The sequence below is a fragment of the Streptomyces sp. NPDC001135 genome (assembly GCF_053598395.1).
This window is the reverse complement of record NZ_JBSFKD010000010.1, coordinates 123,968-148,234: the sequence shown is the minus strand read 5'-3', so window position 1 is coordinate 148,234 and position 24,267 is coordinate 123,968. Positions and strand designations below refer to the sequence as shown.

Below are 24,267 nucleotides of genomic sequence, written 5' to 3'. Positions count from 1 at the left end.
CCGGGGCCATGAGTGGTCGTGGTGAGAGCAGGCAGAGACTCGGACAGCGGCTGTCCGGGGTGGCCGTGGCGCTGGGGCTGGTGCTGTTCCTCGGCGGATTCGGCTGGGCGGCGGTGAGCTACCGGCCGTACACCGTGCCCACCAGCTCCATGACCCCCACGATCGACGCCGGCGACCGGGTGCTGGCGCAGAAGGTCGACGGCGGCGAGGTCAAGCGCGGAGACGTCGTCGTCTTCGAGGACAAGAGCTGGATCGCGGGCTCCAAGGTGGTCAAGCGCGTGGTCGCGGTCGGCGGCGACACCGTCTCCTGCTGCACCGACGGCAAGCTGACCGTCAACGGCAAACAGATCGACGAGCCCTATCTGCCCAAGGGCAGCCTTGCCGAGACCAAGAAGATCCCGACGGTGACCGTCCCCGAGGGCCGCCTGTTCCTCCTCGGTGACGAGCGCCAGGGCTCCCTGGACTCCACGGCCCACCTCACCGACGCCGCCAGGGGCACGGTCTCCCGGGACGCCGTGACCGCGCGGGTGGAAGCCGTCGTATGGCCCTGGAAGGGCCCGCTCAAGCGCCCCACCGGTTTCGAGGCGCTCGGTTCCCTTTCGCGGCCCGGCCCGCTGGGCAGGATCGAACTGCTGATCGCCGCCGGCGCCGTCCTGGTCCTGGTCGGCGGTGCCTACGGCCCGATCGCGGGGCGCATGAGCCGTTCCCGCGCGCGTGCCGCCCGCCCGGAGGCGGCCGGTGTCCGCTGAGCCCGCGCGGACGGGCGGGGACGCCGACGAGGGCACCCTGCGCAGGGTGGCCCGAGTGGTCCTGCTGGACCCGCAGGACCGCATCCTCCTCCTCCACGGCCATGAGCCGGACGACAAGGCCGACGACTGGTGGTTCACCCCCGGCGGCGGTCTGGAGGGCGCCGAGACGCGCGAGGAGGCCGCCCTCAGGGAACTCGCCGAGGAGACCGGCATCACCGAAGTCGACCTCGGCCCGGTGCTGTGGCGGCGCAGGTGCTCCTTCCCGTTCGCGGGCCGCCGCTGGGACCAGGACGAGTGGTACTACCTGGCCCGTACGACGCAGACGGCCACCGCGGCGCAGGGGCTCACGGAACTGGAGCGGCGCAGTGTCGCCGGAGCACGCTGGTGGACGTGTCAGGAACTGACCCGGGCGCATGAGACGGTGTATCCGACCAGACTCGCCGAGCTGCTGCGCACGCTGCTCGACGAGGGTCCCCCGGCCAGTCCCGTGATCCTCGACCCGGAAATAGTCTGAGGGGCCGTCGGACTGGCGCACAATGGTGGGATCGCACGGCTGAAGGGGAACATGCCATGAGCGCCGAGGACCTCGAGAAGTACGAGACCGAGATGGAGCTGAAGCTCTACCGGGAGTACCGAGATGTCGTCGGTCTGTTCAAATACGTGATCGAGACCGAGCGGCGCTTCTACCTCACCAACGACTACGAGATGCAGGTGCACTCGGTCCAGGGTGAGGTGTTCTTCGAGGTGTCCATGGCTGACGCCTGGGTCTGGGACATGTACCGGCCGGCCCGCTTCGTGAAGCAGGTCCGGGTCCTCACGTTCAAGGACGTGAACATCGAGGAGCTGAACAAGAGCGACCTGGAGCTGCCGGGCGGGTGATCCCGCTGTTCTCGCGCAGGTGACGGAGTTTTCCACAACCGCCGGGTAGTCCACCAAGATCAACACTGCTGGGTGGGATGCGTGACCGTTGGCGCCGGAGGTGGTGCCGACATGAGCAAGGCACGCAACGGACTCGGCACGTACGGCGAGAACCTGGCCGCCCGGCGGCTCGCCGAGGCCGGAATGACGGTCCTGCAGCGCAACTGGCGCGGCGGCCGTTTCGGTGAGATCGACATCGTGGCCCGGGACGGAGACGTCCTGGTCGTCTGCGAGGTGAAGACCCGCAGGGCCGGGACCTTCCAGCATCCGATGGCCGCGATCACACCCGAGAAGGCCGAACGCCTGCGCGGCCTGGCGGAACGCTGGGCGCAGGCCCACGGAGGAGCCCCGCCGGGAGGGGTCCGCATCGACCTGGTCGGCGTCCTGCTGCCGCACCGGGGCGCCCCGTCCGTCGAGCACGCGCGGGGGGTGGCCTGAATGGGATTCGCCCGCACGTGCTCCGTGGCCCTGGTCGGCGTCGAGGGAGTCGTCGTCGAGGTCCAGGCCGACCTGGAACCCGGCGTCGCGGCCTTCACCCTGGTCGGCCTCCCGGACAAGAGCCTGACGGAAAGCCGCGACAGGGTCCGGGCGGCGGTGGTGAACTCGGGTGGCGAGTGGCCGCAGAAGAAGCTCACCGTCGGACTCAGCCCCGCGTCGGTGCCCAAAGCCGGCTCCGGCTTCGATCTCGCCGTCGCCTGCGCGGTGCTCGGCGCCGCCGAACGGATCGATCCGCGCGTCCTCGCGGACATCGTCATGATCGGGGAGCTGGGCCTGGACGGCCGGGTCCGACCGGTCCGCGGCATCCTGCCGGCCGTCCTCGCCGCGGCCGAGGCGGGCTACGAGCAGGTGGTCGTGCCCGAATGCGCCGCCGCCGAAGCCTCACTGGTCCCCGGAGTCTCGGTGCTCGGCGTCCGCAGTCTGCGGCAACTCGTCGCGGTCCTCACCGAAGAGCCCGTCCCCGACGAGGAACCGGACGAGCAGGGGCGCCCCGACCCCCTGCTGGCCGGGCTGCGCGTGCCCGGCACGGGCGCGGCCACCGGCATGCACAGCGTCGGCGCCGCACACCACGACCACGATCACGACCTGGCGGACGTCGTGGGCCAGACCTCGGCCCGCACGGCCGTGGAAGTGGCCGCCGCCGGCGGACACCACCTGTTCCTGGAGGGGCCGCCCGGCGCGGGCAAGACCATGCTCGCCGAGCGGCTGCCCGCCGTCCTTCCCCGGCTCACCAGGGCGGATTCGCTGGAGGTCACGGCGGTGCACTCGGTGGCCGGACTGCTGCCGCCGGGCAAGCCGCTCATCGACGTGGCTCCCTACTGCGCCCCGCACCACTCGGCCACGATGCAGTCACTCGTCGGCGGAGGCCCCGGCATCGCCCGGCCCGGCGCGGTCTCCCTCGCCCACCGTGGCGTGCTGTTCCTGGACGAGGCACCCGAGTTCCACAGCCAGACCCTCGACGCCCTGCGGCAACCGCTGGAGTCCGGGCACGTGGTGATCGCACGCAGCGCGGGCGTCGTCCGGTTCCCGGCACGCTTTCTCATGGTGCTGGCGGCCAACCCCTGCCCCTGCGGACGCTTCTCCCAACGGGACTCCCTGTGCGAGTGCCCGCCGTCGGCGATCCGCCGCTACCAGTCGAGGCTCTCCGGTCCCCTGCTGGACCGGGTGGACCTGCGCGTCGAGGTCGACCCGGTCACCCGCGCCCAGCTCAGCGAACCCGAGGCCCGGGGCGAGTCCACGGCGACCGTGGCCGAGCGGGTGCGGCAGGCCCGCGAGCGTACGGCGGCCCGCCTGGCCGGAACCCCGTGGCGCACCAACAGCGAGGTGCCGGGTCGGGAACTGCGCAGCCGCTACCAACCGGTCGCCGGCGCGATGGACGAGGCGGAGCGCAACCTCGAACGGGGTGTGCTCACCGCCCGCGGGATCGACCGTGTCCTGCGCGTCGCCTGGACCGTCGCCGACCTCGTCGGGCACGACCGTCCGGACGCGACCGACGTCACCCTGGCCCTGCAACTGCGCACCGGAGTCCCCCGAGGGGTGCCGATGGCCATCGGGGCGCTGACATGACCACGGACGAGGACCCTGGAGACGGACTGCTCGGGCGGGTCCTTCTCTGTCGGGTTGTGGAGCCGGGGGACGAGGCGGGTGGGCGGTGGGTTCGGGAGTTCGGGGTGGGGGAGGTGGTGCGGCGGCTGCGGGCGGGGGTGCGGGCCCTGCCGGGGGTGAGTGACGCCCGGTGGGCCGGGCTGGTCGCGCGGGCCCGGCGGGCCGAGCCGGAGCGGGATCTCGCGGTGGCGCGGGCCGCCGGGGCACGGTTCGTGGGCCCCGACGACGCGGAGTGGCCCCGGCAGCTCGACGACCTCGGGGACGCGCGCCCCCTCGGGCTGTGGGTGCGCGGCCGGCCCAGCCTGCGGATGTGGGCGCTCAGATCGGTGGCCGTGGTGGGGGCACGTGCCTGCACCGAGTACGGCACCCACATGGCCGCCACCCTCGCCGCGGGGCTCGCCGAACGGGGCTGGGTCGTGGTCTCGGGCGGCGCGTACGGCATCGACGGCGCCGCCCACCGGGGCGCCCTCGCCGCCCGCGGAGCCACCGCCGCCGTCCTGGCCTGCGGCGTCGACCGCCCCTACCCCCGCGGCCACGCCGCCCTGATCAGCCGGATCGCGGAACAGGGACTGGTGGTCGGCGAGTTGCCGCCGGGGGATCATCCGACGCCGAGCCGGTTCATCCAGCGCAACCGCGTCATCGCCGCGCTGACCAGAGGCACCGTCGTCGTGGAGGCCGCCGCCCGCAGCGGCTCGCTGTCCACCGCGCGGGCCGCAGGGCGCCTCGGACGGTTCACCATGGGCGTGCCCGGCCCCGTCACCAGCGCGCTCTCCGCCGGCGTGCACGAACTGCTGCGCGCGGAGGCCACGCTGGTCACGGATGCCGCGGAAGTCGTGGAACTCGTCGGTGACATGGGTGAACTGGCACCGGCCCGCCGGGGCCCCGTCCTCCCACGTGACCTGCTGGAACCCGCCGTCCGGGCCGTCCTCGCCGCCCTGCCCGGCAACCGCGCGGCCACCGTCGAGGAGATCGCGCTCGGCACGCCGACCACCCGGGACGAGGCGATCGCGAGATTGTACGAACTCCGAGCACTTGGATACGTCGAACGACACGGCGACGGCTGGAAGTTGACACGCCAGGCGGTGATGTCGGTCCGCGCCGGTCACGGTCCGTGTTGACCGGGCGTGTTCGGCCGTCCGGGGGAATCCCCGACGCCCTTGAGGTTTCCCGGAGTTGGCGCTCCAGCCGGTCACGCAGAGCGAGCTGCGCAAGGCGCGCGCGAGGCCGGAGGGAGCGCCCCGCGCACGGGTGGTGCCTCGTTGTTCGCACACCGCGACAGCTCAGTCACGCTACGCTCACGAAGACGGCACCCAGATCCCGCCAACTCGACACCAGACCGACAGCTCACCCAGCCGGCCCACCTCACCCCAGCCAGTCCCACCTCCGCACACTTCACAGCACTTCACGGCACTTCACGGCAGAACGGCACAAGGCGACGAATGCCCCAGCACACCTCCGGGTCCGACCGGGCGGCGATCCCCCCAGCCGCCCGCGACGGTGGCAGCGTGCGGCCGCCCGCTCCCTCGACGCTCGACGAGCTGTGGCGGTCGTACAAGGCGACGGGGGACGAACGGCTGCGGGAGCAGCTGATCCTGCACTACTCACCGCTCGTGAAATACGTGGCCGGGCGGGTGAGTGTCGGTCTGCCGCCCAATGTGGAGCAGGCCGACTTCGTCTCCTCGGGGGTCTTCGGGCTGATCGACGCGATCGAGAAGTTCGACATCGACCGGGAGATCAAGTTCGAGACGTACGCGATCACCCGGATCCGGGGCGCGATGATCGACGAGCTGCGGGCGCTGGACTGGATCCCGCGCTCGGTGCGGCAGAAGGCGCGGAACGTGGAGCGGGCCTACGCCACGCTGGAGGCCCGGCTGCGGCGCACCCCGAGCGAGGGCGAGGTCGCCGCGGAGCTGGGCATGGAGGTCGATGAGCTGCATGCCGTGTTCAGCCAGCTGTCACTGGCCAACGTGGTCGCGCTGGAGGAGCTGCTGCACGTCGGCAGTGAGGGCGGGGACCGGCTCAGCCTCATGGACACGCTGGAGGACACCGCCGCGGACAACCCGGTCGAGGTGGCCGAGGACCGGGAGCTGCGGAGGTTTCTCGCGCGGGCGATCAACACGCTGCCCGAGCGGGAGAAGACCGTGGTCACCCTGTACTACTACGAAGGGCTCACCCTCGCCGAGATCGGCAATGTGCTCGGAGTCACCGAGAGCAGGGTCAGCCAGATCCACACCAAGTCGGTACTGCAGCTGCGGGCCAAGCTGGCGAGCTTCGGGCGCTGAGGGGCGTCGGCGCGGGTGTGAGAACCGGCGGCGCGGTGGTGAGAGGCTCCCGTTCGGGTGGGGTCGTCCGTAAAGTGGTTGACGTGCCAAGGATTCGAGCGGCCTCCGTGGCCGAGCACCGGTCGATGCAGCGAGCCGCCCTGCTGGACGCGGCTCGGTCCCTGCTGTCCGAGGGCGGGACCGAAGCCCTGACCTTTCCCGCGCTGGCCGAGCGGACGGGGCTGGCGCGGTCCTCCGTGTACGAGTACTTCAGGTCGCGGGCCGCCGTGGTCGAGGAACTGTGCGAGGTCGACTTTCCGTTGTGGGCGGCCGAGGTGGCTGCCGCGATGGAGCGGGCCGGGACCGCCGAGGACAAGGTCGAGGCGTATGTACGGCAGCAGCTGGCGCTGGTCGGGGACCGGCGGCACCGCGCGGTCGTCGCCATCTCCGCGAGTGAGCTGGACGCCGGGGCGCGGGAGAAGATCCGGGCGGCCCACGGGGGGCTGGTCGCGATGATCGTCGAGGCGCTCGGGGAGATCGGGCACGAGCAGCCCCGACTGGGGGCGATGCTGCTGCAGGGCGTGGTGGATGCGGCGGTGCGGCGCATCGAGCTGGGTGCCGCCGAGGATCCTTCCGTGGTGACGGACGCGGCGGTGGCGATGGTGCTGCGAGGTGTGAAGGGCTGACCCCGGCTGCCTCTGGGCTGCTGGTGAGCTGCCGTTGGGCGGACGCAGCCGCGCCAGCGCTTCGAAGGAGCGCGGGGAACCGCTCGATCAGCCCCACTGGGCCGCAGCCGAGCGCCTGGCTACCCCGGCAGCGGCACCCCCAGCACCGGCAGCAGTCTCGGCGGCCCCCTGTGCAGGAGCCACGGCGGGAGGAGGGACAGGGGATTCAGGTACGTCCCACCTCTCCGCAGGCCCCAGTGGACGCAGGTCACCGTGGCGCAGTGGGAGCCCGTCCGCTCCACCGTCCCCACGACCTCGCCCGGCCCCACCGCGTCCCCCGCGCGCACCGACGGCGTCACCGGTTCGTAGGTCGTACGAAGATCCGTGCCCGTCAGGTCGACCGAGATCACCCCCCTGCCCGCCACCCGGCCCGCGAAGGACACCCGGCCCGGGGCGAGCGCCCGTACCGGAGAACCGGCCGGCGCCGACAGGTCCACTCCGCGGTGGCCGGGGCCGTACGCCGTCTCCGGGGGCTCCCAGCCCTGTACCACCAAGGGGTGTACGCCCACCGGCCAGGTGCGGGCGATGGCCGGGACCGGGGCCCGCGGGGGCGGCGGTGCCCCCGGGGGCGGGGGATCCGCCCAGGCCGGCGGGGTGAGCACCGCCGCCGGCAGGCCCAGCAACACCACCGCCCACACCGACACGCATCGCCTCACTCGTCGCATGCGACAACCGTCCCGCACCCCCGCCGATCATGGCTGGAGTCTGTGGACCACTCCCCGGTTGTGGACATCGGCGTCACCCGGCGCCCCGGCGGTCCCGTACACTTCTTCTGGCGATCCGGGTCACCGGGTCGACTTCGCACGCCCCGACACGGCGGCCGGCAACGGTCCCTGTCAGCGCCCCTCGGTCCTTCGTGGCACGGCGCACGCGGGCGTCAGGCGCGGGAGCCGTCCGGCATCCGCGGCACAACCGAGAAAAACAAGGAGAAACGGCCATGGCCGTCGTCACGATGCGGGAGCTGCTGGAGAGCGGCGTCCACTTCGGTCACCAGACCCGTCGCTGGAACCCGAAGATGAAGCGCTTCATCTTCACCGAGCGCAACGGCATCTACATCATCGACCTGCTCCAGTCGCTGTCGTACATCGACCGCGCCTACGAGTTCGTCAAGGAGACCGTCGCCCACGGCGGCACGGTCATGTTCGTCGGCACCAAGAAGCAGGCGCAGGAGGCCATCGCCGAGCAGGCCACCCGCGTCGGCATGCCCTACGTCAACCAGCGCTGGCTGGGCGGCATGCTCACCAACTTCTCGACCGTCTACAAGCGTCTGCAGCGCCTCAAGGAGCTCGAGCAGATCGACTTCGAGGACGTCGCCGCGTCCGGTCTGACCAAGAAGGAGCTTCTCGTGCTCTCGCGCGAGAAGGCCAAGCTGGAGAAGACCCTCGGTGGTATCCGCGAGATGCAGAAGGTGCCCAGCGCCGTCTGGATCGTGGACACCAAGAAGGAGCACATCGCCGTTGGTGAGGCCCGGAAGCTGAACATCCCGGTCGTCGCGATCCTCGACACCAACTGCGACCCCGACGAGGTCGACTACAAGATCCCGGGCAACGACGACGCGATCCGCTCCGTCACCCTGCTCACCCGCGTGATCGCCGACGCGGTCGCCGAGGGCCTCATCTCCCGCTCCCGTGTCGCCACCGGTGACAAGGGCGAGAAGGCCGCGGGCGAGCCGCTCGCCGAGTGGGAGCGCGACCTGCTCGAGGGTGAGAAGAAGGACGAGGCGCCGGCCGCCGAGGCCGCTCCGGCTGCCGAGGCCGCTCCGGCCGAGGGCGAGAAGGCCGCCGAGGGCGAGAAGGCCGCCGAGGGCGAGCAGGCCTGACGTCAGCGTTGACGGCGGGGGCGGTGACATCAAGTCCGCCCCCGCTGTTCACCCGTAGGTCGGCACTGCGTACGGGATCCGCGGCTACATGTGGATCACGAACCGTGCGGATCTGAAGACCTCCAGACTTCGAGAAAGACTCACAGACTCATGGCGAACTACACCGCCGCCGACGTCAAGAAGCTCCGTGAGCTCACCGGCGCCGGCATGATGGACTGCAAGAAGGCGCTGGACGAGGCCGAGGGCAACGTCGAGAAGGCCGTCGAGGCGCTGCGCATCAAGGGCCAGAAGGGCGTCGCCAAGCGCGAGGGCCGCTCCGCCGAGAACGGCGCCGTGGTCTCCATCATCGCCGACGACAACTCCTCCGGTGTCCTGGTCGAGCTGAAGTGCGAGACGGACTTCGTCGCCAAGGGCGAGAAGTTCCAGGCCGTGGCCAAGGCCATCGCCGAGCACGTCGCCAAGACGAACCCGGCGGACCTCGAGGCCCTGCTCGCCTCCGAGATCGAGGCCGGCAAGACCGTCCAGGCGTTCGTGGACGAGGCCAACGCCAACCTCGGCGAGAAGATCGTCCTGGACCGCTTCGCGCAGTTCGCCGACGGCTTCGTGCTCGCCTACATGCACCGCACCATGCCCGACCTGCCCCCGCAGATCGGTGTCCTGGTCGAGCTGGACAAGCCGAACGCCGAGGTCGCCAAGGGCGTCGCCCAGCACATCGCCGCCTTCGCGCCGAAGTACCTCTCCAAGGACGAGGTGCCGGCCGACGTCGTCGAGTCCGAGCGTCGTATCGCCGAGGAGACCACCCGCGCCGAGGGCAAGCCCGAGGCCGCGATCGCCAAGATCGTCGAGGGTCGCCTCAACGGCTTCTTCAAGGACGCCACGCTGCTCGGCCAGCCGTACGCGCTGGACAACAAGAAGTCGGTCCAGAAGGTGCTGGACGAGGCCGGTGTCACCCTGAAGCGCTTCTCGCGCATCAAGGTCGGCATCTGAGCCCGTACCGCGATCGACGCACGACCCACGGAGAGATTTCGGGACCAATCCCGGGAGAAATCCGGATAGGGTCGTAAGCAGTCGTCCGCGCACACCGCCACACCCCGGCGTGGGGCGGACGGCAGCAGATCTGACGAGGAGGCCATTGCCGCGCATGGGAGCGAAAAGCGACCCCATCGGCAATGGCCTTCTTCGTATGTGCAACACGTGAAAGAGGCGGGATCCCCATGACCACCAAGGCCCAGAAGAGCGACGACGGCAAAGTACGCGGCCGGTTTCTGCTGAAGCTGTCCGGAGAAGCCTTCTCCGGCGGCGGGGGCCTGGGCGTGGACCCGGACGTGGTGCACAAGATCGCCCGTGAGATCGCGGCCGTCGTCCGGGACGGCGCCGAGATCGCGGTCGTCATCGGCGGCGGCAACTTCTTCCGCGGCGCCGAACTCCAGCAGCGCGGCATGGACCGCGCCCGCTCCGACTACATGGGCATGCTCGGCACCGTGATGAACTGCCTCGCCCTCCAGGACTTCCTGGAGAAGGAGGGCATCGACAGCCGGGTGCAGACCGCCATCACCATGGGCCAGGTCGCCGAGCCGTACATCCCGCTGCGCGCCGTGCGCCACCTGGAGAAGGGCCGCGTGGTCATCTTCGGCGCCGGTATGGGCATGCCGTACTTCTCCACCGACACCACCGCCGCCCAGCGCGCCCTGGAGATCGACGCCGAGGCGCTGCTCATGGGCAAGAACGGCGTGGACGGGGTCTACGACTCCGACCCCAAGACCAATCCGGACGCCGTCAAGTTCGACGCTCTCGGCTACGGCGAGGTCATCACCCGCGACCTCAAGGTCGCCGACGCCACCGCCATCACGCTGTGCCGCGACAACAAGCTCCCGATCCTCGTCTTCGAGCTTCTCGCGGAGGGCAATATCGCCCGCGCCGTCAAGGGTGAGAAGATCGGCACCCTGGTGGGTGACCAGGGCAGCCGGGACTGACCCGGGATCAACCCGGCCGGTGCTGTGCGGCCCTGTAAGGGGCCGGACCCTGGCCGGGGGATGGACAATGTCCTGCCGGTCGGGAACCGTGCAGGAAGAAGACGCGACGCAGCCGGCCGCAGACCCACTTCAGGAACCGCAGCCGGGCCTTACTCAAGACACGCAGGAGCAAGTGGTGATCGAAGAGACCCTCCTCGAGGCCGAGGAGAAGATGGAGAAGGCCGTCGTGGTCGCCAAGGAGGACTTCGCCGCGATCCGCACCGGCCGTGCGCACCCGGCGATGTTCAACAAGATCGTGGCCGACTACTACGGTGCCCCGACGCCGATCAACCAGCTGGCCTCGTTCTCCGTGCCGGAGCCGCGCATGGCGGTCGTGACGCCGTTCGACAAGAGCGCCCTGCGCAACATCGAGCAGGCGATCCGCGACTCCGACCTGGGCGTCAACCCCAGCAACGACGGCAACATCATCCGTGTGGTGTTCCCCGAACTGACCGAGGAGCGCCGCCGCGAGTACATCAAGGTCGCCAAGGGCAAGGGCGAGGACGCGAAGGTCTCGATCCGTTCCGTGCGCCGCAAGGCCAAGGACGCCATCGACAAGCTGATCAAGGACGGCGAGGTCGGCGAGGACGAGGGCCGTCGTGCGGAGAAGGAGCTCGACGACACCACGGCGAAGTACGTTGCCCAGGTGGACGAGCTCCTGAAGCACAAGGAAGCGGAACTGCTCGAAGTCTGATGAGCGACTCTTCCTGGGGGGCACCGCCACCGGCGGGGCAGGCCCGCTACTGGGGGCCCACCGAGGGTGGGCCTGTCCAGGGGGCCGCCCCGGCGGGTCCCGCGTACGATGCGCCTGTGGCGCAGCAGACTCGCCCCATGCCCATCGTGCCCGACGAATCCGCCCAGGGCGGAGCCGACGACCGGGGGGCCGCTCGGGTGAGCGGCTCCCTGTTCCAGGACGAGTTCCGCTCCGAGTCCGCGCCGACCCGGACAGTCCCGGCCGAGAACCAGAATCCGGAGCCCATGCCCGACGCCCACCAGCCGGCGCCAGCGCCGCAGAAGAAGAGCGCGGGCCGTGACCTGAGCGCGGCCATAGGGGTCGGCGTCGGGCTCGGTGTGGTGATCGTCGCCTCCCTGTTCGTCTGGAAGCCCGTGTTCGTCGGCGTCATCGCGGTCGCCGTCGTCGTCGGCCTGTGGGAACTGACCAGCAGGCTGCGGGAGCGCAAGGGCATCAAGGCGCCACTGGTGCCGCTCGCGGTCGGCGGTGCCGCGATGGTCGTCGCCGGGTACGTCCGCGGTGCCGAGGGCGCGTGGGTCGCCATGGCCCTCACGGCCCTGGCCGTCCTGGTCTGGCGCATGACGGAGTCCCCGGAGGGTTATCTCAAGGACGTCACGGCAGGGGTCTTCGCGGCGTTCTACGTGCCGTTCCTGGCCACGTTCGTCGCGATGATGCTGACGGCTGCGGACGGTCCCTGGCGTGTCCTGACCTTCCTCCTTCTCACGGTCGTCAGCGACACCGGCGCCTACGCGGTCGGCTGGCGGTTCGGCAGGCACAAGCTGGCCCCGCGCATCAGCCCCGGCAAGACCCGCGAGGGCCTGCTCGGAGCGGTGCTGTTCGCGATGGTGGCGGGCGCGCTGTGCATGCAGTTCCTGATCAACCACGGCTCCTGGTGGCAGGGCCTGCTGCTGGGCCTCGCGGTCGCGGCCAGCGCCACGCTGGGCGACCTCGGGGAGTCCATGATCAAGCGGGACCTGGGGATCAAGGACATGGGCACCCTGCTCCCCGGCCACGGAGGCATCATGGACCGGCTGGACTCACTGTTGCCGACGGCGCCGGTGGTCTGGCTCCTGCTGGTGCTCTTCGTCGGCTCCGCGTGAGGCGTGAGTCCCGCGCCGTACGGCTTACGTGTACGGGCCCCCGTCCCTGGTGCAGGGCGGGGGCCCGTTGCGTACGGCAGCTTCCAAGGCCCTCAGGCGCTCAGGCTCTCCGGCGCTCAGGTCTCTCGGGCTCTCGGGGCTCTCAGGCCGATGGCGTGGTCCGGATGGCGGCGATGTCGAACTGGAGGCGGACCTTCTCGCTCACCATGGAGCCGCCCTGGGCCAGCCTGGCGTCGTAGGACAGGCCCCAGTCGGAACGGTTGATGGTGGTGGTGCCGTCGAAGCCGACCCGTTCGTCACCGAACGCGTCGGTCACATGGCCGATGTAGGTGAGCTCCAGGTCGACGGGGCGGGTGGTGTCCTTGATGGTGAGGTCGCCGGTCATCAGATAGACGTCCCTGCCCGCGAGCCGCACCGTGGTGCTCGTGAAGGTCATCCGCGGGTACGTCGCCGAGTCCAGGAACTGGCGGCCGAGCAGATGGGCGTCGCGCTGCTCGACACCCGTGTCGACGCTGGCGGTGTACAGCACCAGGTCGGCACGGGAGCGGGCCGGGTCACGGCCGTCGAAGTACAGACGGCTCTCGTACTCCGTGAAGGCGCCGCGCACCGTCGTCACCATCGCGTGCCGCACGGAGAACCCGATCCTGCTGTGTGCGGGATCGATCAGCCACTCGCCGCTGAGTCCCGCCAGCTCGGGATCGGGCAGGACGGCGGTGTCTCTGGCCACCGGGCCGGCGGTCGTCACAGGGGTGGGGGACGGCTGCGCGCGCCGCTGGAAGGAGTTGCGGCCGAAAAGGTTCATGGATCATGTGGTTACGGCAGGCCACGGGGCGGGACAAGGCCCGACCAGGAAACCCGACCGTTCGTCAGCAGAACTTCACAGCTCACCACCCGCACCCGTCACACACGCACAGCGGGGCCACCCGACGGGACCTGCGGCACGCCGAGGCGCTCGCGCGACGGCCGGAGTTGACCGTGGGCGATCCGAGCGAGGGTCTGACCGACAGCTCACAGCGCTGCCGCTCCTGCTTCCGGTGATCGTCGTCCCCCGGCCTCCGCCCCCTGCCCCTCGCCCTCGGCACCTCCCGCTGGATGGGATCATCCGTGGATGGCCGACGCACAGCTCCCGCCGGGGTGGACTCTCCAGCAGATCCGCGACGCGTCCGGGGACCTGGAGGCCGTCGCCCTGGATCCGGAGCGGTCGGTGAAGTGGATCGCCCGCAGCTGGGCCGTGCCTGGGCCGTGAGAGTGTTCCGAGTTACGCCGACGCGAGACGGCGGGGAACCACCTCGCCACTCACAGCGATGAACTCCGCTATGGCGGTGTGGTGCCGGTCATAACGCCTGATTACATTCTCGAAGTCTGCTGCCGACGCCGCGACCAACGAACACTGCTCCAAGAGCAACTCCGACAGGCGTGCTCTATCCTCAGCGCGCTTCATGAGGTGTTGCCCCAGCAACGCGATGGCAGCACCAACAACAGTCGCGAGCAGCGTCACCCAGGCGTCCACAACCGGCATTGTTGCCGCGCCAGTGGTCTCCCAGGAAGCCGAACGCAGAACGGGTTCTAGGCAGTTGAGGGATCAGCGAGACCAGTCAAGGCTCGCTTCGCTCGCTGGTCCGGCGGCCAACGGCACTCTTGGATCATCGCCAACCCGGCCCCCGCACCATCCGCCCAAGCGCATCAACGGCCGCGCCCGGCCCTCACGCCGCCGCCACCACGATCCGGCCTCAGGAAGGGAAGGACGCAACAGCAGCTCGACCCAACGCCCCGCTACCGGGGTCACCGCGCACTCCTTTTTTATCGAGAAGTCGGATCGTGGTGGCGGCGGCATGCGGGCCGACGCTGCCAGACGCGCGGGCGTTCGCACGGCCCGCTGATCCCGCACCAGGCCACCGGCCGACGGCAGGCGCGGCCCGTGCCCGGTCCACGGTGTCTGGGTCGACGGCGTACGGGAGGGGAGCTGGGGCGAGTGGTGGTGGAGGCCGTGGCGAGGCATCGAAGGATCATCCGAACTCGCTACTGTGAGGCTGCCATGGGAACGTAAGTGCATGGGCTTCTGGCTGGACTGGTCCCTCGATGGCGTCGGCAGCGCGGGGGAGGACGTGGCTGACGTAGACACTGCTATCCGAGCACTGGACATCTCAGTGGCACGATCACGACGGGTCTTCGACTCCGATCGAGCGTGGCAGGCGCTGAAGACGTCGGCCGATGCCGTGAAGATCCAACTACTGGATGAGGGCGCGAAAGCGCTGGAGAGCGGTCAAGCATGGGGTTCGACCATCGGCGGTGTTCAGGTGAAGCTCACCCCCCGGTAGCGACACCATCCATCCCCTCAGCTCAGTGTGGTCGGGGTCATCTCCGGGCCGTGGCAGTACAGCGCGAGTCCACTGTGGTCGGGGCCGGCATGCCATGCTCCCGGCGAACACTCCGATGAGTGTGGTCATCACGGCCCCGGCCGGGGCTGCCAGTACCCCTGCAACACTTCTGTTGATCACAGTGCCGATCATCGTTAAGGAGCCAGATATACACGTCCACCTTCGCCGCCTTGGCTCTCATTGGTGTTGCGGCATCGCTGATCCATCAGGCTGTTCACCCTGGGAATGTACTCGGCTTACATGCTCGACATCTCCTCCGACGCTGATCTGGCCCTTGAGCTTGACAGCTTCGTGGGCCCCACTGGATAGCAGAAGCTGAACATTCCAAGGAGAGAGGCCACCGGAAGTTCGTCCGCATAGTGCATGACGCTTATGAGAAAGCAGTTCAGTCAGGACCGCCAGTCTCGCCTTCTCGGTATTTCTACCAGGCGAGGTGAGACGACCGGCGTGCTTGCCGGATCGCTACGGAAGTGCGGTCATCTGGCACGCCGCCCAAGGGCGACCGGGACCCGCATCGGCCTGGTGTCGACCAGGGCGGTTCATCAAGCACCCGTCGTCGCTCCGCTCCTCCGGGCGCACAGCGCATGAGGCCAGAACACGTCGTGGCTGGGGCGGTCGGCTCCACGGCTTTCAGGAAGCCACCTTGGCGCGAGCCTCGAAGATCATGGCCCCACATCGGGCACTAACGGGCAGGTCCACACGCCTGCCCGATCCGCGGGCCAGCGTAAGGGGCCATGATCACTCGCGCCGAGGCAGCTCCCGCCCAAAAATCGTTCCGCCGACCTGGCGTCGCAGCACAGCCTGCCGTACCCAGCATGGCGGTACCCCTCGTGCGTTGGCGCTGGACTCATGGTGATGTTGGGACTGTGTTGGTGACATTAAGTCACTCATTCACAACAAGCCGCGAGAAAGGGAAGCCTGCCCATGCCTCCGATCCCACTGAAACCTGGCGTCTACAAGCTTCACGCCCACATCATTGGCCCCAGCTCCTTGGTGACTGCCACCGAGTACGCCACGAAGCACGGCGCCCCTGTCATCACCGACCGCCTCAATCCCCTCCCGATCGAACAGGAGTGGGTCATCGAGCCCGTCGAGCCGGAGCCGGGAGCGCCCTACATGATTCGCCTCGCCGCCCACGAGACCGCGGGGCTGGTGATCGCCGAGGACAAACTCTGGGTCAACAACGTCCCCAGCAGCGAGTGGGCGAGGTTCACCTTCGAGCCGGTTCTCGGCGGCGTCAAGATCCTCTCGGAGAAGGGCCTAGCTTGGTCCGCTAGCCACCGCGGCGCGCAGATCGAACTCACTCCACCCAAGCCCGAGTTCCAGCAGACATGGACCCTGGAATTCGTGCGCCCGATCGACGAGTAGCTCGAGAAGGCTTGGTGCGACCGGCGTTGGCGCCAGCCGACCCTGGGCCGTCTCTGGGCCGTCCGAGGTCAGCTGACGCTGACCGACAACGACAGAAGCCCACGGCATCTGAGCAGTTCAGAGCCGTGGGCTTCCTCAGCCTCGCTGGTCGGCGGGACCGGTGATCAGTAGACCGGCTGCTGATCGCCATGAACGGGGTGTTCCGGATCTGGTTCGCCTGGGTCTCTGGTGGGATCATCATGGCGATCATCACTGACGCCACCCGAGACATCGCAGTCGTCAGCGTCATCACCGAGGTGCTGTTCTTCGGCGCTTCGGGCCATCGTCCTTGCCGCGGCGAGCCGACACCAGCCCTCTTGCACGGGTCGTGATCAACACGTCTTGGCCCCCAGTCGTCCAGGGCCTCAAGATCGAGCGATGGATGAGTACGCATGGCCCACGGGCCCTGGACCGCCCGCTGTGGCGCTGGCGGAGGTTACAGCCATGCCACAGGGGATGGAACTCCCGGCCCTCGGGGCCGTCGTCAGGGTGAGGTCTTCTGGCATGGCCACAACCACCAGGTCAGGGTCCGGCTCGATGAGTGGCGGGCAGCCGACGAGTGATCGTCCCTGGGCCGTCCGAGGCCGCTCGGTGGCGACCGGTGACGCCTACTAACGGCAGTCGTAGCGAGCGACACCCGCAGGTCACCCATTTGGATCTGCGACACTGGTAAGGCTATGCCTAAGCCCGGAGAACTCACTTTCGTCGCGCCGCGCGGAGCCAAGAAGCCGCCGCGGCATCTCGCCGACCTCACGCCCGCCGAGCGCAAGGACGCGGTGGCCGAGATCGGTGAGAAGCCGTTCCGTGCCAAGCAGCTCTCGCAGCACTACTTCGCGCGGTACGCGCACGACCCGGAGCAGTGGACCGACATCCCCGCCGGGTCGCGCGGCAGGCTGCAGGAAGCGCTGTTCCCGGAGCTGATGACCGTCGTACGGCATCTGTCCACCGACCAGGGGACCACCCGCAAGACGCTGTGGCGGCTGTTCGACGGGACCCTCGTCGAGTCCGTGCTGATGCGGTATCCGGACCGGGTCACCATGTGCATCAGCTCGCAGGCGGGCTGCGGCATGAACTGTCCGTTCTGCGCCACGGGGCAGGCCGGGCTGGACCGGAACCTGTCCACGGCCGAGATCGTCCACCAGATCGTCGACGGGATGCGGGCCCTGAGGGACGGGGACGTGCCCGGCGGACCCGCCCGGCTGTCCAACATCGTCTTCATGGGCATGGGCGAGCCGCTCGCCAACTACAAGCGGGTCGTGGGTGCGATCCGGGCGCTGACCGACCCCGCCCCGGACGGGCTCGGGCTGTCGCAGCGCGGGATCACCGTGTCCACCGTCGGGCTCGTGCCGGCCATCCACCGGTTCTCCGACGAGGGCTTCAAGTGCCGGCTCGCGATCTCCCTGCACGCTCCCGACGACGAGCTGCGCGACACCCTCGTCCCCGTGAACACGCGGTGGAAGGTGCGCGAGGTGCTGGACGCCGGGTTCGAGTACGTGGAGAAGAGCGGACGACGGCTGTCCATCGAGTACGCCCTCATCCGGGACATCAACGACCAGGCGTGGCGGGGGGACAGGCTCGGGCGGCTCCTCAAGGGCAAGCCCGTGCACGTCAATCTCATTCCGCTGAACCCGACGCCGGGGTCGAAGTGGACCGCCTCCCGGCCGGAGGACGAGAAGGCGTTCGTCGAGGCCATCGCCGCTCACGGGGTGCCCGTCACCATCCGGGACACCCGGGGGCAGGAGATCGACGGGGCCTGTGGTCAGCTGGCCGCCACCGAGCGGTAATCTGGCCGGGTCCACACATCTTCACATTCCGACAGGGGAGCGCCACAGCGCTGAGAGTGCGGCGGACAGGGCCGCAGACCCTCTGAACCTCGCCCAGGTCATTCTGGGTAGGGAGTTCGGTCATCACTCAAGCTGTTGCGCCCTGCCCGGGCCTTCCTCGTGGAGCCCGGGCAGGGCCGCGTCTCTTCCTGGCCAACCCCAGGAGGACATCCAGTGCAGAACAAGACCTTCGTGGCCGTGGCGGTCGGGCTCGGCCTGATCAGCCTGGCCGCGTGCGGTTCCGGCGACAGTACGTCGTCCGCGGACTCCAAGACCGTGACCCTCGTCAGCCACGACTCGTGGGCCGTGTCCAAGAACGTGCTCCAGGACTTCGAGAAGAAGACCGGGTACAAGGTCCACGTCCTCAAGGACGGCGACGCCGGGCAGGCCGTCAACAAGGCGATCCTGACCAAGGACAACCCGCAGGGAGACGTCTTCTTCGGCGTCGACAACACCCTGCTGTCCCGCGCCCTCGACAACGGCCTCTTCCAGCCGTACACCGCCAAGGGCCTCGACAGGACCGGCGCCGCCTACCAGCTCGACCAGGCCAAGCACCGGGTCACGCCGATCGACTACGGCGACATCTGCGTCAACTACGACAAGAAGTACTTCGCCGACCACCGTCTGACCCCGCCGCAGACCTTCGCCGACCTCGCCAAGCCCGAGTACAAGAACCTCCTCGTCACCGAGAACGCCGCCACCTCCTCGCCGGGCCTCGGCTTCCTGCTCGGCAGCGCCGCCCAGTTCGGGGACAACAGCTGGCAGGGTTACTGGAAGAAGCTCAAGGCCAACGGCGTCAAGGTCGTCGACGGCTGGGAGCAGGCCTACTACCAGGAGTTCTCGGGATCGTCCGAGGGCAGGAAGGCCGGCGGTGACCGGCCGCTCGTCGTGTCGTACGCGTCCTCCCCGCCCGCCGAGGTCATCTACGCCAAGAAGCGGCCCAGCACCGCCCCGACGGGGGTGGCGTACGGCACCTGCTTCCGGCAGATCGAGTTCGCCGGGCTGCTCGGCAACGCCAAGAACCCCAAGGGCGCCAAGGCGTTCATCGACTTCCTGGTCTCCAAGGAGTTCCAGGAGGACATGCCGCTGAACATGTACGTCTACCCGGTGGTGCGGGGCGCGAAGGTGCCCGCCGAGTTCACCGAGTACGGCAAGGCCGCCGAGCACCCCGAGACCATGGCCCCCGGCAAGATCGCCGCCAACCGTGACCAGTGGGTCAAGTCGTGGACCTCGCTCGTACTGAAGTAGCGAAACCCCGGCGGGGGAACGCGGCGCGGCTCGGGCTCATGGCCCTGCCCGTCGCGTTCTTCGCGCTGTTCTTCGCCTGGCCCGTCGCCGCGATCGTCGCGCGCGGGCTGAAGGTGGACGGCGCCTGGCGGTTGGGGCGGCTCGCGGACGTGGTGACCCAGCCGGACATCCGGCACGTGCTGTGGTTCACCACCTGGCAGGCGCTGGCGTCCACCGCGCTCACCCTGCTGCTCGCCCTGCCCGCCGCCCATGTCCTCGCCCGCTTCGACTTCCCGGGCAAGCGGCTGCTGCGGGCCGTCGTCACCGTCCCGTTCGTGCTGCCGACCGTCGTCGCCGGCAGCGCGTTCCTCGCCCTCGTCGGGCACGGCGGACTACTCGACCAGCTGTGGGGCGTACGGCTGGACACCACGGTGTGGGCGATCCTGCTGGCCCATGTCTTCTTCAACTACGCGGTCGTCGTACGGACCGTCGGCGGGCTGTGGTCCCAGCTCGACCCCCGGCAGGAGGAGGCGGCCCGGATGCTGGGCGCGTCTTCGTGGCACGCCTGGCGGAAGGTCACCCTGCCCGCCCTGGCGCCCGCCGTGGCCGCCGCCGCCCTGATGGTGTTCCTGTTCACCTTCACCTCCTTCGGCGTCGTCCAGATCCTCGGCGGCCCCACCTTCTCCACCCTCGAAGTGGAGATCTACCGGCAGACCTCCGAGGTCTTCGACCTCTCCGCCGCCGCCGTCCTCACGCTCGTCCAGTTCGTCGCCGTCGGCGCGATCCTCGCCGTGCACGCCTGGACGGTACGGCGGCGGGAGGCCGCCCTGCGGCTCGTCGACCCGAAGGCGACCGCCCGCCGGCCGCGCGGCGCCGGACAGTGGGCCCTGCTCGCCGGTGTCCTCGCCACCATCGCGCTGCTCCTCGTCCTGCCCCTCGCCGTCCTCGTCCGCCGTTCCCTCGACGCGCCCGGCTTCGGCTACTACCGGGCGCTCGCGCACTCCGACGGAGGTACGTTCCTGGTGGCGCCCGTGCACGCGGTGTGGACCTCCCTGCAGTACGCCGTCGCCGCCACCGCCGTCGCCGTCCTGATCGGAGGTCTCGCCGCCGCCGCCCTGGCCCGCCGGGACGCCGGACGGCTGGTGCGGGGCTTCGACGCGCTGCTGATGCTGCCGCTCGGCGTGTCCGCCGTGACCGTGGGCTTCGGTTTCCTGATCGCCCTCGACAGGCCGCCGCTGGACCTCAGACAGTCCTGGATGCTCGTCCCGCTCGCGCAGGCGCTGGTCGGCGCCCCCTTCGTCGTACGGACGATGCTGCCGGTGCTGCGCGCGGTGGACGCGCGGCTGAGGGAGGCCGCCGCCGTGCTGGGTGCCTCGCCCTGGCGGGTGTGGCGGGAGGTGGACCTGCCGCTGGTGCGACGGGCGCTGCTGGTCGCGGCCGGGTTCGCGTTCGCCGTCTCGCTCGGTGAGTTCGGGGCGACCGTGTTCATCGCCCGGCCCGACAACCCGACCCTCCCGGTCGCCGTGGCCCGGCTGCTCAGCCGCCCCGGAGACCTCAACTACGGCCAGGCGATGGCCCTTTCGACGATTCTCATGGTGGTGTGCGCCGCCGCGCTGCTGACCTTGGAGCGGCTGCGCACCGACCGGACGGGAGAGTTCTAGATGCTGCCGGCCCGACGGGGGAGTTCCCGATGCTGCTGAGCCTGGATGCCGCGACCGTGTGCTTCGGCGGGCGGGCCGTGCTGGACGCGGTCGGCCTCGACGTCGCCGAGCACGAGGTGGTGTGTGTGCTGGGGCCCAGCGGGAGCGGGAAGTCCACGCTGCTGCGGGCGGTCGCCGGGCTCCAGGCCCTGTCCGGCGGACGGGTGCTGCTCGACGGCCGCGACCAGTCCGGCGTTCCCGCGCACAAGCGCGGCGTGGGCCTGATGTTCCAGGACCACCAGCTCTTCCCGCAGCGGGACGTCGGCGCGAACGTGGCGTTCGGGCTGCGCATGCACGGTGTCGCCAAGGGCGAACGGGACGCCGAGGTCGGCACGTTGCTGGAGCTGGTCGGGCTGCCGGGGGCCGCCCGGCGGGCCGTGGCCTCGCTGTCCGGCGGCGAGCAGCAGCGCGTGGCCCTCGCCCGGGCGCTCGCGCCCCGGCCCCGGCTGCTCATGCTGGACGAGCCGCTCGGCCAGCTCGACCGCTCGCTCAGGGAACGGCTGGTGGTCGAACTGCGGGAGCTGTTCGGCCGGCTCGGCACCACCGTGCTCGCCGTGACCCACGACCAGGGTGAGGCCTTCGCGCTGGCCGACCGGGTGGTGGTGATGCGGGACGGGCGGATCGCGCAGTCCGGCGCACCGCTCGAGGTGTGGCAGCGGCCCGCCGACGCGTTCGTGGCCCGCTTCCTCGGCTTCGACAACGTGGTCCCGGCGACCGTCGTGGGGACGGCCGCCGACAGCCCCTGGGGCAAGCTGCCGGTGCCGGAGGGCTCCCCGCAGGGTGCCCGCAGCCTGCTGGTCCGGCCCGCCGGGGTACGGCTCGTGGCGGCCGGCACCGGTCTGCCCTGCACGGTGACCGCCCGCACCTTCAAGGGCACCCATGTGGCCGTGCACCTCCAGCCCCAGGACGGGCCGCGCCTGGAGGCGGCCTGCGCGCTGCGGGACGCGCCGGAGGTCGGGGACGGGGTGGGTGTGGAGTTCGACGCGGCCGAAACCGTCGTACTCGACTGATCACCGGGCCCCTAGGGTGAGGGGCATGACCGTTCTCGCGCATGACCGGTACTGCGACGAAATCGCCCATCAGACAGAGCAGTTGAGAGAGGTGGTCACCTCCGGGGCCGACCTGTCCGCGACCGTGCCGACCTGCCCGGACTGGTCGCTGGAGGACCTCGTGCGGCATGTGGGCGGCGCCCTGCGCTGGGTGGACGCCCTGGTGCGCAGCCGGGCGCAGGAGCACCTCCCGGAGGAGGGGATCCCGCTGGTGGGCGGACCGGAGGCGCGGGGCGACGGGGCCGCCCTGGACACGTGGCTCGCGGAGACCGGCGAGCTGGTCGTGGGCGCGCTGCGGGAGGCGGGACCGGACACCTCGGTGTGGGCGTGGGCCGGGGTGCTGAACTCCGGCTTCTGGGCGCGCCGTATGGCCCACGAGATCACCGTTCACCGTGCCGATGCCACGCTCGCCGCCGGGCTCCCCTACGAGGTCGCCCCCGACATCGCCGCCGACGCGGTGGACGAGTGGCTCCAGATCGTGGAGTGGGGACAGCGGACGCTGCCGCGGGACCCCGGGAGGGACCTGCGCCGGCCGGGCAGCAGCATCCACCTGCACGCCACCGACGCCGACCCGGCGCTGAACGCGGAGTGGCTGATCGAACTGGCCGAGGAGGGGGCGCGCTGGCGGCGCGGTCATGAGAAGGCCACGGTCGCCCTGCGCGGCCCGCTCACCTCCGTGCTGCTGGCCTTCTACCGGCGGCTGCCGCTGGACGGCCCCGGCCTCGAAGTCCTCGGCGAGCGGGCGGTACTGGAGTTCTGGCTGGAGCGGGCGACCTTCGGCTGAGCCGGACGGGGAAACGACCGCGGCCCGTCCCCTGGGGATAGGAGGACGGGCCGCGGCGGTGTACGGAGGGCGAGGCGTCAGCCGTTGCCGCGCGTCCCACGACGGCGCATGCCGAAGAAGACCGCGCCACCGCCGACGACGACCAGCGCGCCCGCGATGCCGGCGATCAGGCCGGTGTTGGAGCTGGCACCGGTCTCGGCGAGGTTGGAGCTACCGGCCGCCGGGGACGGCGCGTTGCTCGGCGCGGTCGCCGGGGCGGAGCTGGACTCGGAGGCCGACGGAGTCGGGGTCGCCGACTCCGCCGGGGCGGACGTCGACGGCTTCGGCTTCGGCTTCGGCTTCGGCGTCTTGGCCGGGGGCGTCGGGGTCGAGCTCTTGGTCGCGCAGGCGGTCGACGGGGTCACCAGGTCGGGCTGGATGTCCTCGTCGACGACCTTGTGGGCGGCCGTGACGTGCACGCGGTACGTCGCGTTCGGCTTCCAGTCGCCCGGGAAGCTGACCGGAGTGCCCAGAGCCGAGCCCTTGGCCTTCTGCTCGCCCACCTTGGTCTCGACGCCACTGCCGCCCTTGAGGAACACCGAGATGGTGGCGGGGGTGGCGGAGGCGTCGGTGTCGGTGACGACGATGACGCCCTTTTCGCCGTCGCACTTGGCTTCGGCCTTGAAGTCACGGATGTTGCAGGCGAGCGCGGAGCTGGACAGACCCAGCACCACGGCGGCCGAGGCGGAGGCGACACCCAGGATGCGCACGGAACGGCGCGCGCTACGGCGAGTTATGGACACGTTTGTCCTTTACAGAGTGCACAACTGCGGGGGGCTGAAGGGGGAGTTGGAGCTACGGATGAGGTGAGGCCCCATCACCCCCAGGAGGCTCACAGGTCTATAAGCGCTCCGTAAGCAGTGTCAATGCATATGCCGCCCAGGGCAGTTGGCTTTACCTGTTTATTAACCGCCGTTACGTTTGATCCCGGTTCAGCCCTGACCCTCGATCGCGGCCGGGTCCATCCACATGATCTCCCAGGTGTGGCCGTCGAGGTCGTCGAAGGCGCGCCCGTACATGAAGCCGTGGTCCTGGGTCGGGCCGCTCGGTGTGCCGCCCGCCGCGATGGCCTTGTCGACCAGCTCGTCGACCTTCTCGCGGCTCTCGGCGCTCAGACAGACCAGCACCTCGCTGGTCGTGGTGGCGTCGGCGATCTCCTTCTTGGTGAAGGTCGCGTAGAACGGCCTGGTGAGCAGCATCGCGACGATGGTGTCGCTGATCACCACGGATGCGGCGTTCTCGTCGCTGAACTGCGGGTTGATCGTGTAGCCGAGCTCGGTGAAGAACCTCTTCGAGGCGTCGAGGTCGTTCACGGGCAGGTTCACGAAGATCATCTGCTGGTACATGAGGTGCTCGCTTCCGTGTGTCGCCTTGGGGTCGGCGTGTTCGGCGGGGTAGACCCCGGGCCCCGGGAGAACTCATCGGTCGCGGGAGATTTTT

At 70.0% G+C, this 24,267-nt stretch carries 26 protein-coding genes; 22 read left to right on the top strand and 4 right to left on the bottom strand.

All coding sequences use genetic code 11. The annotated features are described in order from the left end of the window. Positions 1 to 8 precede the first annotated feature (8 nt). From lepB to ACWC94_RS15250, 8 genes are all read left to right on the top strand, one after another. Positions 9 to 749 (top strand): signal peptidase I, encoded by a 741-nt coding sequence (gene lepB, locus ACWC94_RS15285; RefSeq protein WP_450797018.1) that lies wholly within the window; start codon positions 9 to 11, stop codon positions 747 to 749. Beyond that, positions 739 to 1,263 carry an NUDIX hydrolase gene (locus tag ACWC94_RS15280; RefSeq protein WP_450797016.1) on the top strand — a complete coding sequence of 175 codons (525 nt, stop codon included), beginning with the start codon at positions 739 to 741 and terminating at the stop codon, positions 1,261 to 1,263. Before lepB ends, ACWC94_RS15280 begins: the two co-directional genes overlap by 11 nt. Positions 1,264 to 1,319: 56 nt before the next feature. After that, on the top strand, positions 1,320 to 1,628 hold the full coding sequence (locus tag ACWC94_RS15275; protein ID WP_003965949.1) for a DUF2469 domain-containing protein: 309 nt from the start codon (positions 1,320 to 1,322) through the stop codon (positions 1,626 to 1,628). Between the two features lie 111 nt (positions 1,629 to 1,739). Next, complete coding sequence (locus ACWC94_RS15270; protein ID WP_450797015.1) at positions 1,740 to 2,105, top strand: YraN family protein; 366 nt, start codon at positions 1,740 to 1,742, stop codon at positions 2,103 to 2,105. Then, a complete protein-coding gene (locus ACWC94_RS15265; protein WP_450797014.1) occupies positions 2,106 to 3,731 on the top strand; it encodes a YifB family Mg chelatase-like AAA ATPase in 1,626 nt (541 codons plus the stop codon). Beyond that, the gene (gene dprA, locus ACWC94_RS15260; protein ID WP_450797013.1) at positions 3,728 to 4,888 is read left to right on the top strand and encodes a DNA-processing protein DprA; all 1,161 of its coding nucleotides are present in this window, start codon (positions 3,728 to 3,730) and stop codon (positions 4,886 to 4,888) included. The genes ACWC94_RS15265 and dprA overlap by 4 nt, the downstream gene beginning before the upstream one ends. Positions 4,889 to 5,209: 321 nt before the next feature. After that, positions 5,210 to 6,052, top strand: a complete 843-nt coding sequence (gene whiG, locus ACWC94_RS15255; protein WP_360091223.1) for an RNA polymerase sigma factor WhiG — start codon at positions 5,210 to 5,212, stop codon at positions 6,050 to 6,052. Between the two features lie 107 nt (positions 6,053 to 6,159). After that, entirely contained in the window at positions 6,160 to 6,717 is a 558-nt protein-coding gene (locus ACWC94_RS15250) for a TetR/AcrR family transcriptional regulator (protein ID WP_450797080.1), read from the top strand. A gap of 119 nt (positions 6,718 to 6,836) precedes the next feature. On the opposite strand, the gene ACWC94_RS15245 is transcribed toward ACWC94_RS15250, so the two are convergent. Then, positions 6,837 to 7,421 (bottom strand): murein hydrolase activator EnvC family protein, encoded by a 585-nt coding sequence (locus ACWC94_RS15245; RefSeq protein ID WP_450797012.1) that lies wholly within the window; start codon positions 7,419 to 7,421, stop codon positions 6,837 to 6,839. Between the two features lie 272 nt (positions 7,422 to 7,693). Here ACWC94_RS15245 and rpsB point away from each other — a divergent pair, with 272 nt between their 5' ends. From rpsB to ACWC94_RS15220, 5 genes are all read left to right on the top strand, one after another. After that, a complete protein-coding gene (rpsB, locus tag ACWC94_RS15240; RefSeq protein ID WP_450797011.1) occupies positions 7,694 to 8,575 on the top strand; it encodes a 30S ribosomal protein S2 in 882 nt (293 codons plus the stop codon). A gap of 150 nt (positions 8,576 to 8,725) precedes the next feature. Continuing rightward, positions 8,726 to 9,562, top strand: a complete 837-nt coding sequence (gene tsf / locus ACWC94_RS15235) for a translation elongation factor Ts (RefSeq protein ID WP_450797010.1) — start codon at positions 8,726 to 8,728, stop codon at positions 9,560 to 9,562. A gap of 227 nt (positions 9,563 to 9,789) precedes the next feature. Beyond that, positions 9,790 to 10,548 (top strand): UMP kinase, encoded by a 759-nt coding sequence (gene pyrH, locus ACWC94_RS15230; RefSeq protein WP_031167360.1) that lies wholly within the window; start codon positions 9,790 to 9,792, stop codon positions 10,546 to 10,548. Between the two features lie 175 nt (positions 10,549 to 10,723). Next, positions 10,724 to 11,281, top strand: a complete 558-nt coding sequence (gene frr / locus ACWC94_RS15225; protein ID WP_014675285.1) for a ribosome recycling factor — start codon at positions 10,724 to 10,726, stop codon at positions 11,279 to 11,281. Next, positions 11,281 to 12,420, top strand: a complete 1,140-nt coding sequence (locus ACWC94_RS15220; RefSeq protein WP_450797009.1) for a phosphatidate cytidylyltransferase — start codon at positions 11,281 to 11,283, stop codon at positions 12,418 to 12,420. Before frr ends, ACWC94_RS15220 begins: the two co-directional genes overlap by 1 nt. A gap of 142 nt (positions 12,421 to 12,562) precedes the next feature. On the opposite strand, the gene ACWC94_RS15215 is transcribed toward ACWC94_RS15220, so the two are convergent. Next, positions 12,563 to 13,222, bottom strand: coding sequence for a YceI family protein (locus ACWC94_RS15215; protein ID WP_450797008.1), 660 nt, complete (start codon positions 13,220 to 13,222; stop codon positions 12,563 to 12,565). A 306-nt stretch (positions 13,223 to 13,528) separates the two neighbouring features. On the opposite strand from ACWC94_RS15215, the gene ACWC94_RS15210 reads away from it, so the two are divergent. From ACWC94_RS15210 to ACWC94_RS15170, 9 genes are all read left to right on the top strand, one after another. Further along, the gene (locus tag ACWC94_RS15210; protein WP_450797007.1) at positions 13,529 to 13,666 is read left to right on the top strand and encodes a hypothetical protein; all 138 of its coding nucleotides are present in this window, start codon (positions 13,529 to 13,531) and stop codon (positions 13,664 to 13,666) included. An 805-nt stretch (positions 13,667 to 14,471) separates the two neighbouring features. Next, positions 14,472 to 14,738: a hypothetical protein gene (locus ACWC94_RS15205; RefSeq protein ID WP_450797006.1), complete on the top strand. Its 267-nt coding sequence runs from the start codon at positions 14,472 to 14,474 to the stop codon at positions 14,736 to 14,738. A gap of 984 nt (positions 14,739 to 15,722) precedes the next feature. Further along, positions 15,723 to 16,166: a hypothetical protein gene (locus ACWC94_RS15200; RefSeq protein ID WP_450797005.1), complete on the top strand. Its 444-nt coding sequence runs from the start codon at positions 15,723 to 15,725 to the stop codon at positions 16,164 to 16,166. A 188-nt stretch (positions 16,167 to 16,354) separates the two neighbouring features. Beyond that, positions 16,355 to 16,537, top strand: a complete 183-nt coding sequence (locus ACWC94_RS15195; RefSeq protein WP_450797004.1) for a hypothetical protein — start codon at positions 16,355 to 16,357, stop codon at positions 16,535 to 16,537. A gap of 345 nt (positions 16,538 to 16,882) precedes the next feature. Continuing rightward, positions 16,883 to 17,989: a 23S rRNA (adenine(2503)-C(2))-methyltransferase RlmN gene (gene rlmN, locus ACWC94_RS15190; RefSeq protein WP_450797003.1), complete on the top strand. Its 1,107-nt coding sequence runs from the start codon at positions 16,883 to 16,885 to the stop codon at positions 17,987 to 17,989. Positions 17,990 to 18,202: 213 nt separating this feature from the next. Next, the gene (locus ACWC94_RS15185; RefSeq protein WP_450797002.1) at positions 18,203 to 19,276 is read left to right on the top strand and encodes a thiamine ABC transporter substrate-binding protein; all 1,074 of its coding nucleotides are present in this window, start codon (positions 18,203 to 18,205) and stop codon (positions 19,274 to 19,276) included. Between the two features lie 38 nt (positions 19,277 to 19,314). Beyond that, entirely contained in the window at positions 19,315 to 20,916 is a 1,602-nt protein-coding gene (locus tag ACWC94_RS15180) for an ABC transporter permease (protein WP_450797001.1), read from the top strand. Positions 20,917 to 20,945: 29 nt separating this feature from the next. Then, entirely contained in the window at positions 20,946 to 21,965 is a 1,020-nt protein-coding gene (locus ACWC94_RS15175; RefSeq protein WP_450797000.1) for an ABC transporter ATP-binding protein, read from the top strand. Between the two features lie 25 nt (positions 21,966 to 21,990). Further along, positions 21,991 to 22,788 carry a maleylpyruvate isomerase family mycothiol-dependent enzyme gene (locus ACWC94_RS15170; RefSeq protein WP_450796999.1) on the top strand — a complete coding sequence of 266 codons (798 nt, stop codon included), beginning with the start codon at positions 21,991 to 21,993 and terminating at the stop codon, positions 22,786 to 22,788. 77 nt (positions 22,789 to 22,865) lie between these two features. On the opposite strand, the gene ACWC94_RS15165 is transcribed toward ACWC94_RS15170, so the two are convergent. Then, positions 22,866 to 23,570 (bottom strand): LAETG motif-containing sortase-dependent surface protein, encoded by a 705-nt coding sequence (locus ACWC94_RS15165; RefSeq protein ID WP_450796998.1) that lies wholly within the window; start codon positions 23,568 to 23,570, stop codon positions 22,866 to 22,868. Positions 23,571 to 23,759: 189 nt separating this feature from the next. Beyond that, a complete protein-coding gene (locus tag ACWC94_RS15160; RefSeq protein WP_450796996.1) occupies positions 23,760 to 24,173 on the bottom strand; it encodes a VOC family protein in 414 nt (137 codons plus the stop codon). Positions 24,174 to 24,267: the final 94 nt, after the last annotated feature.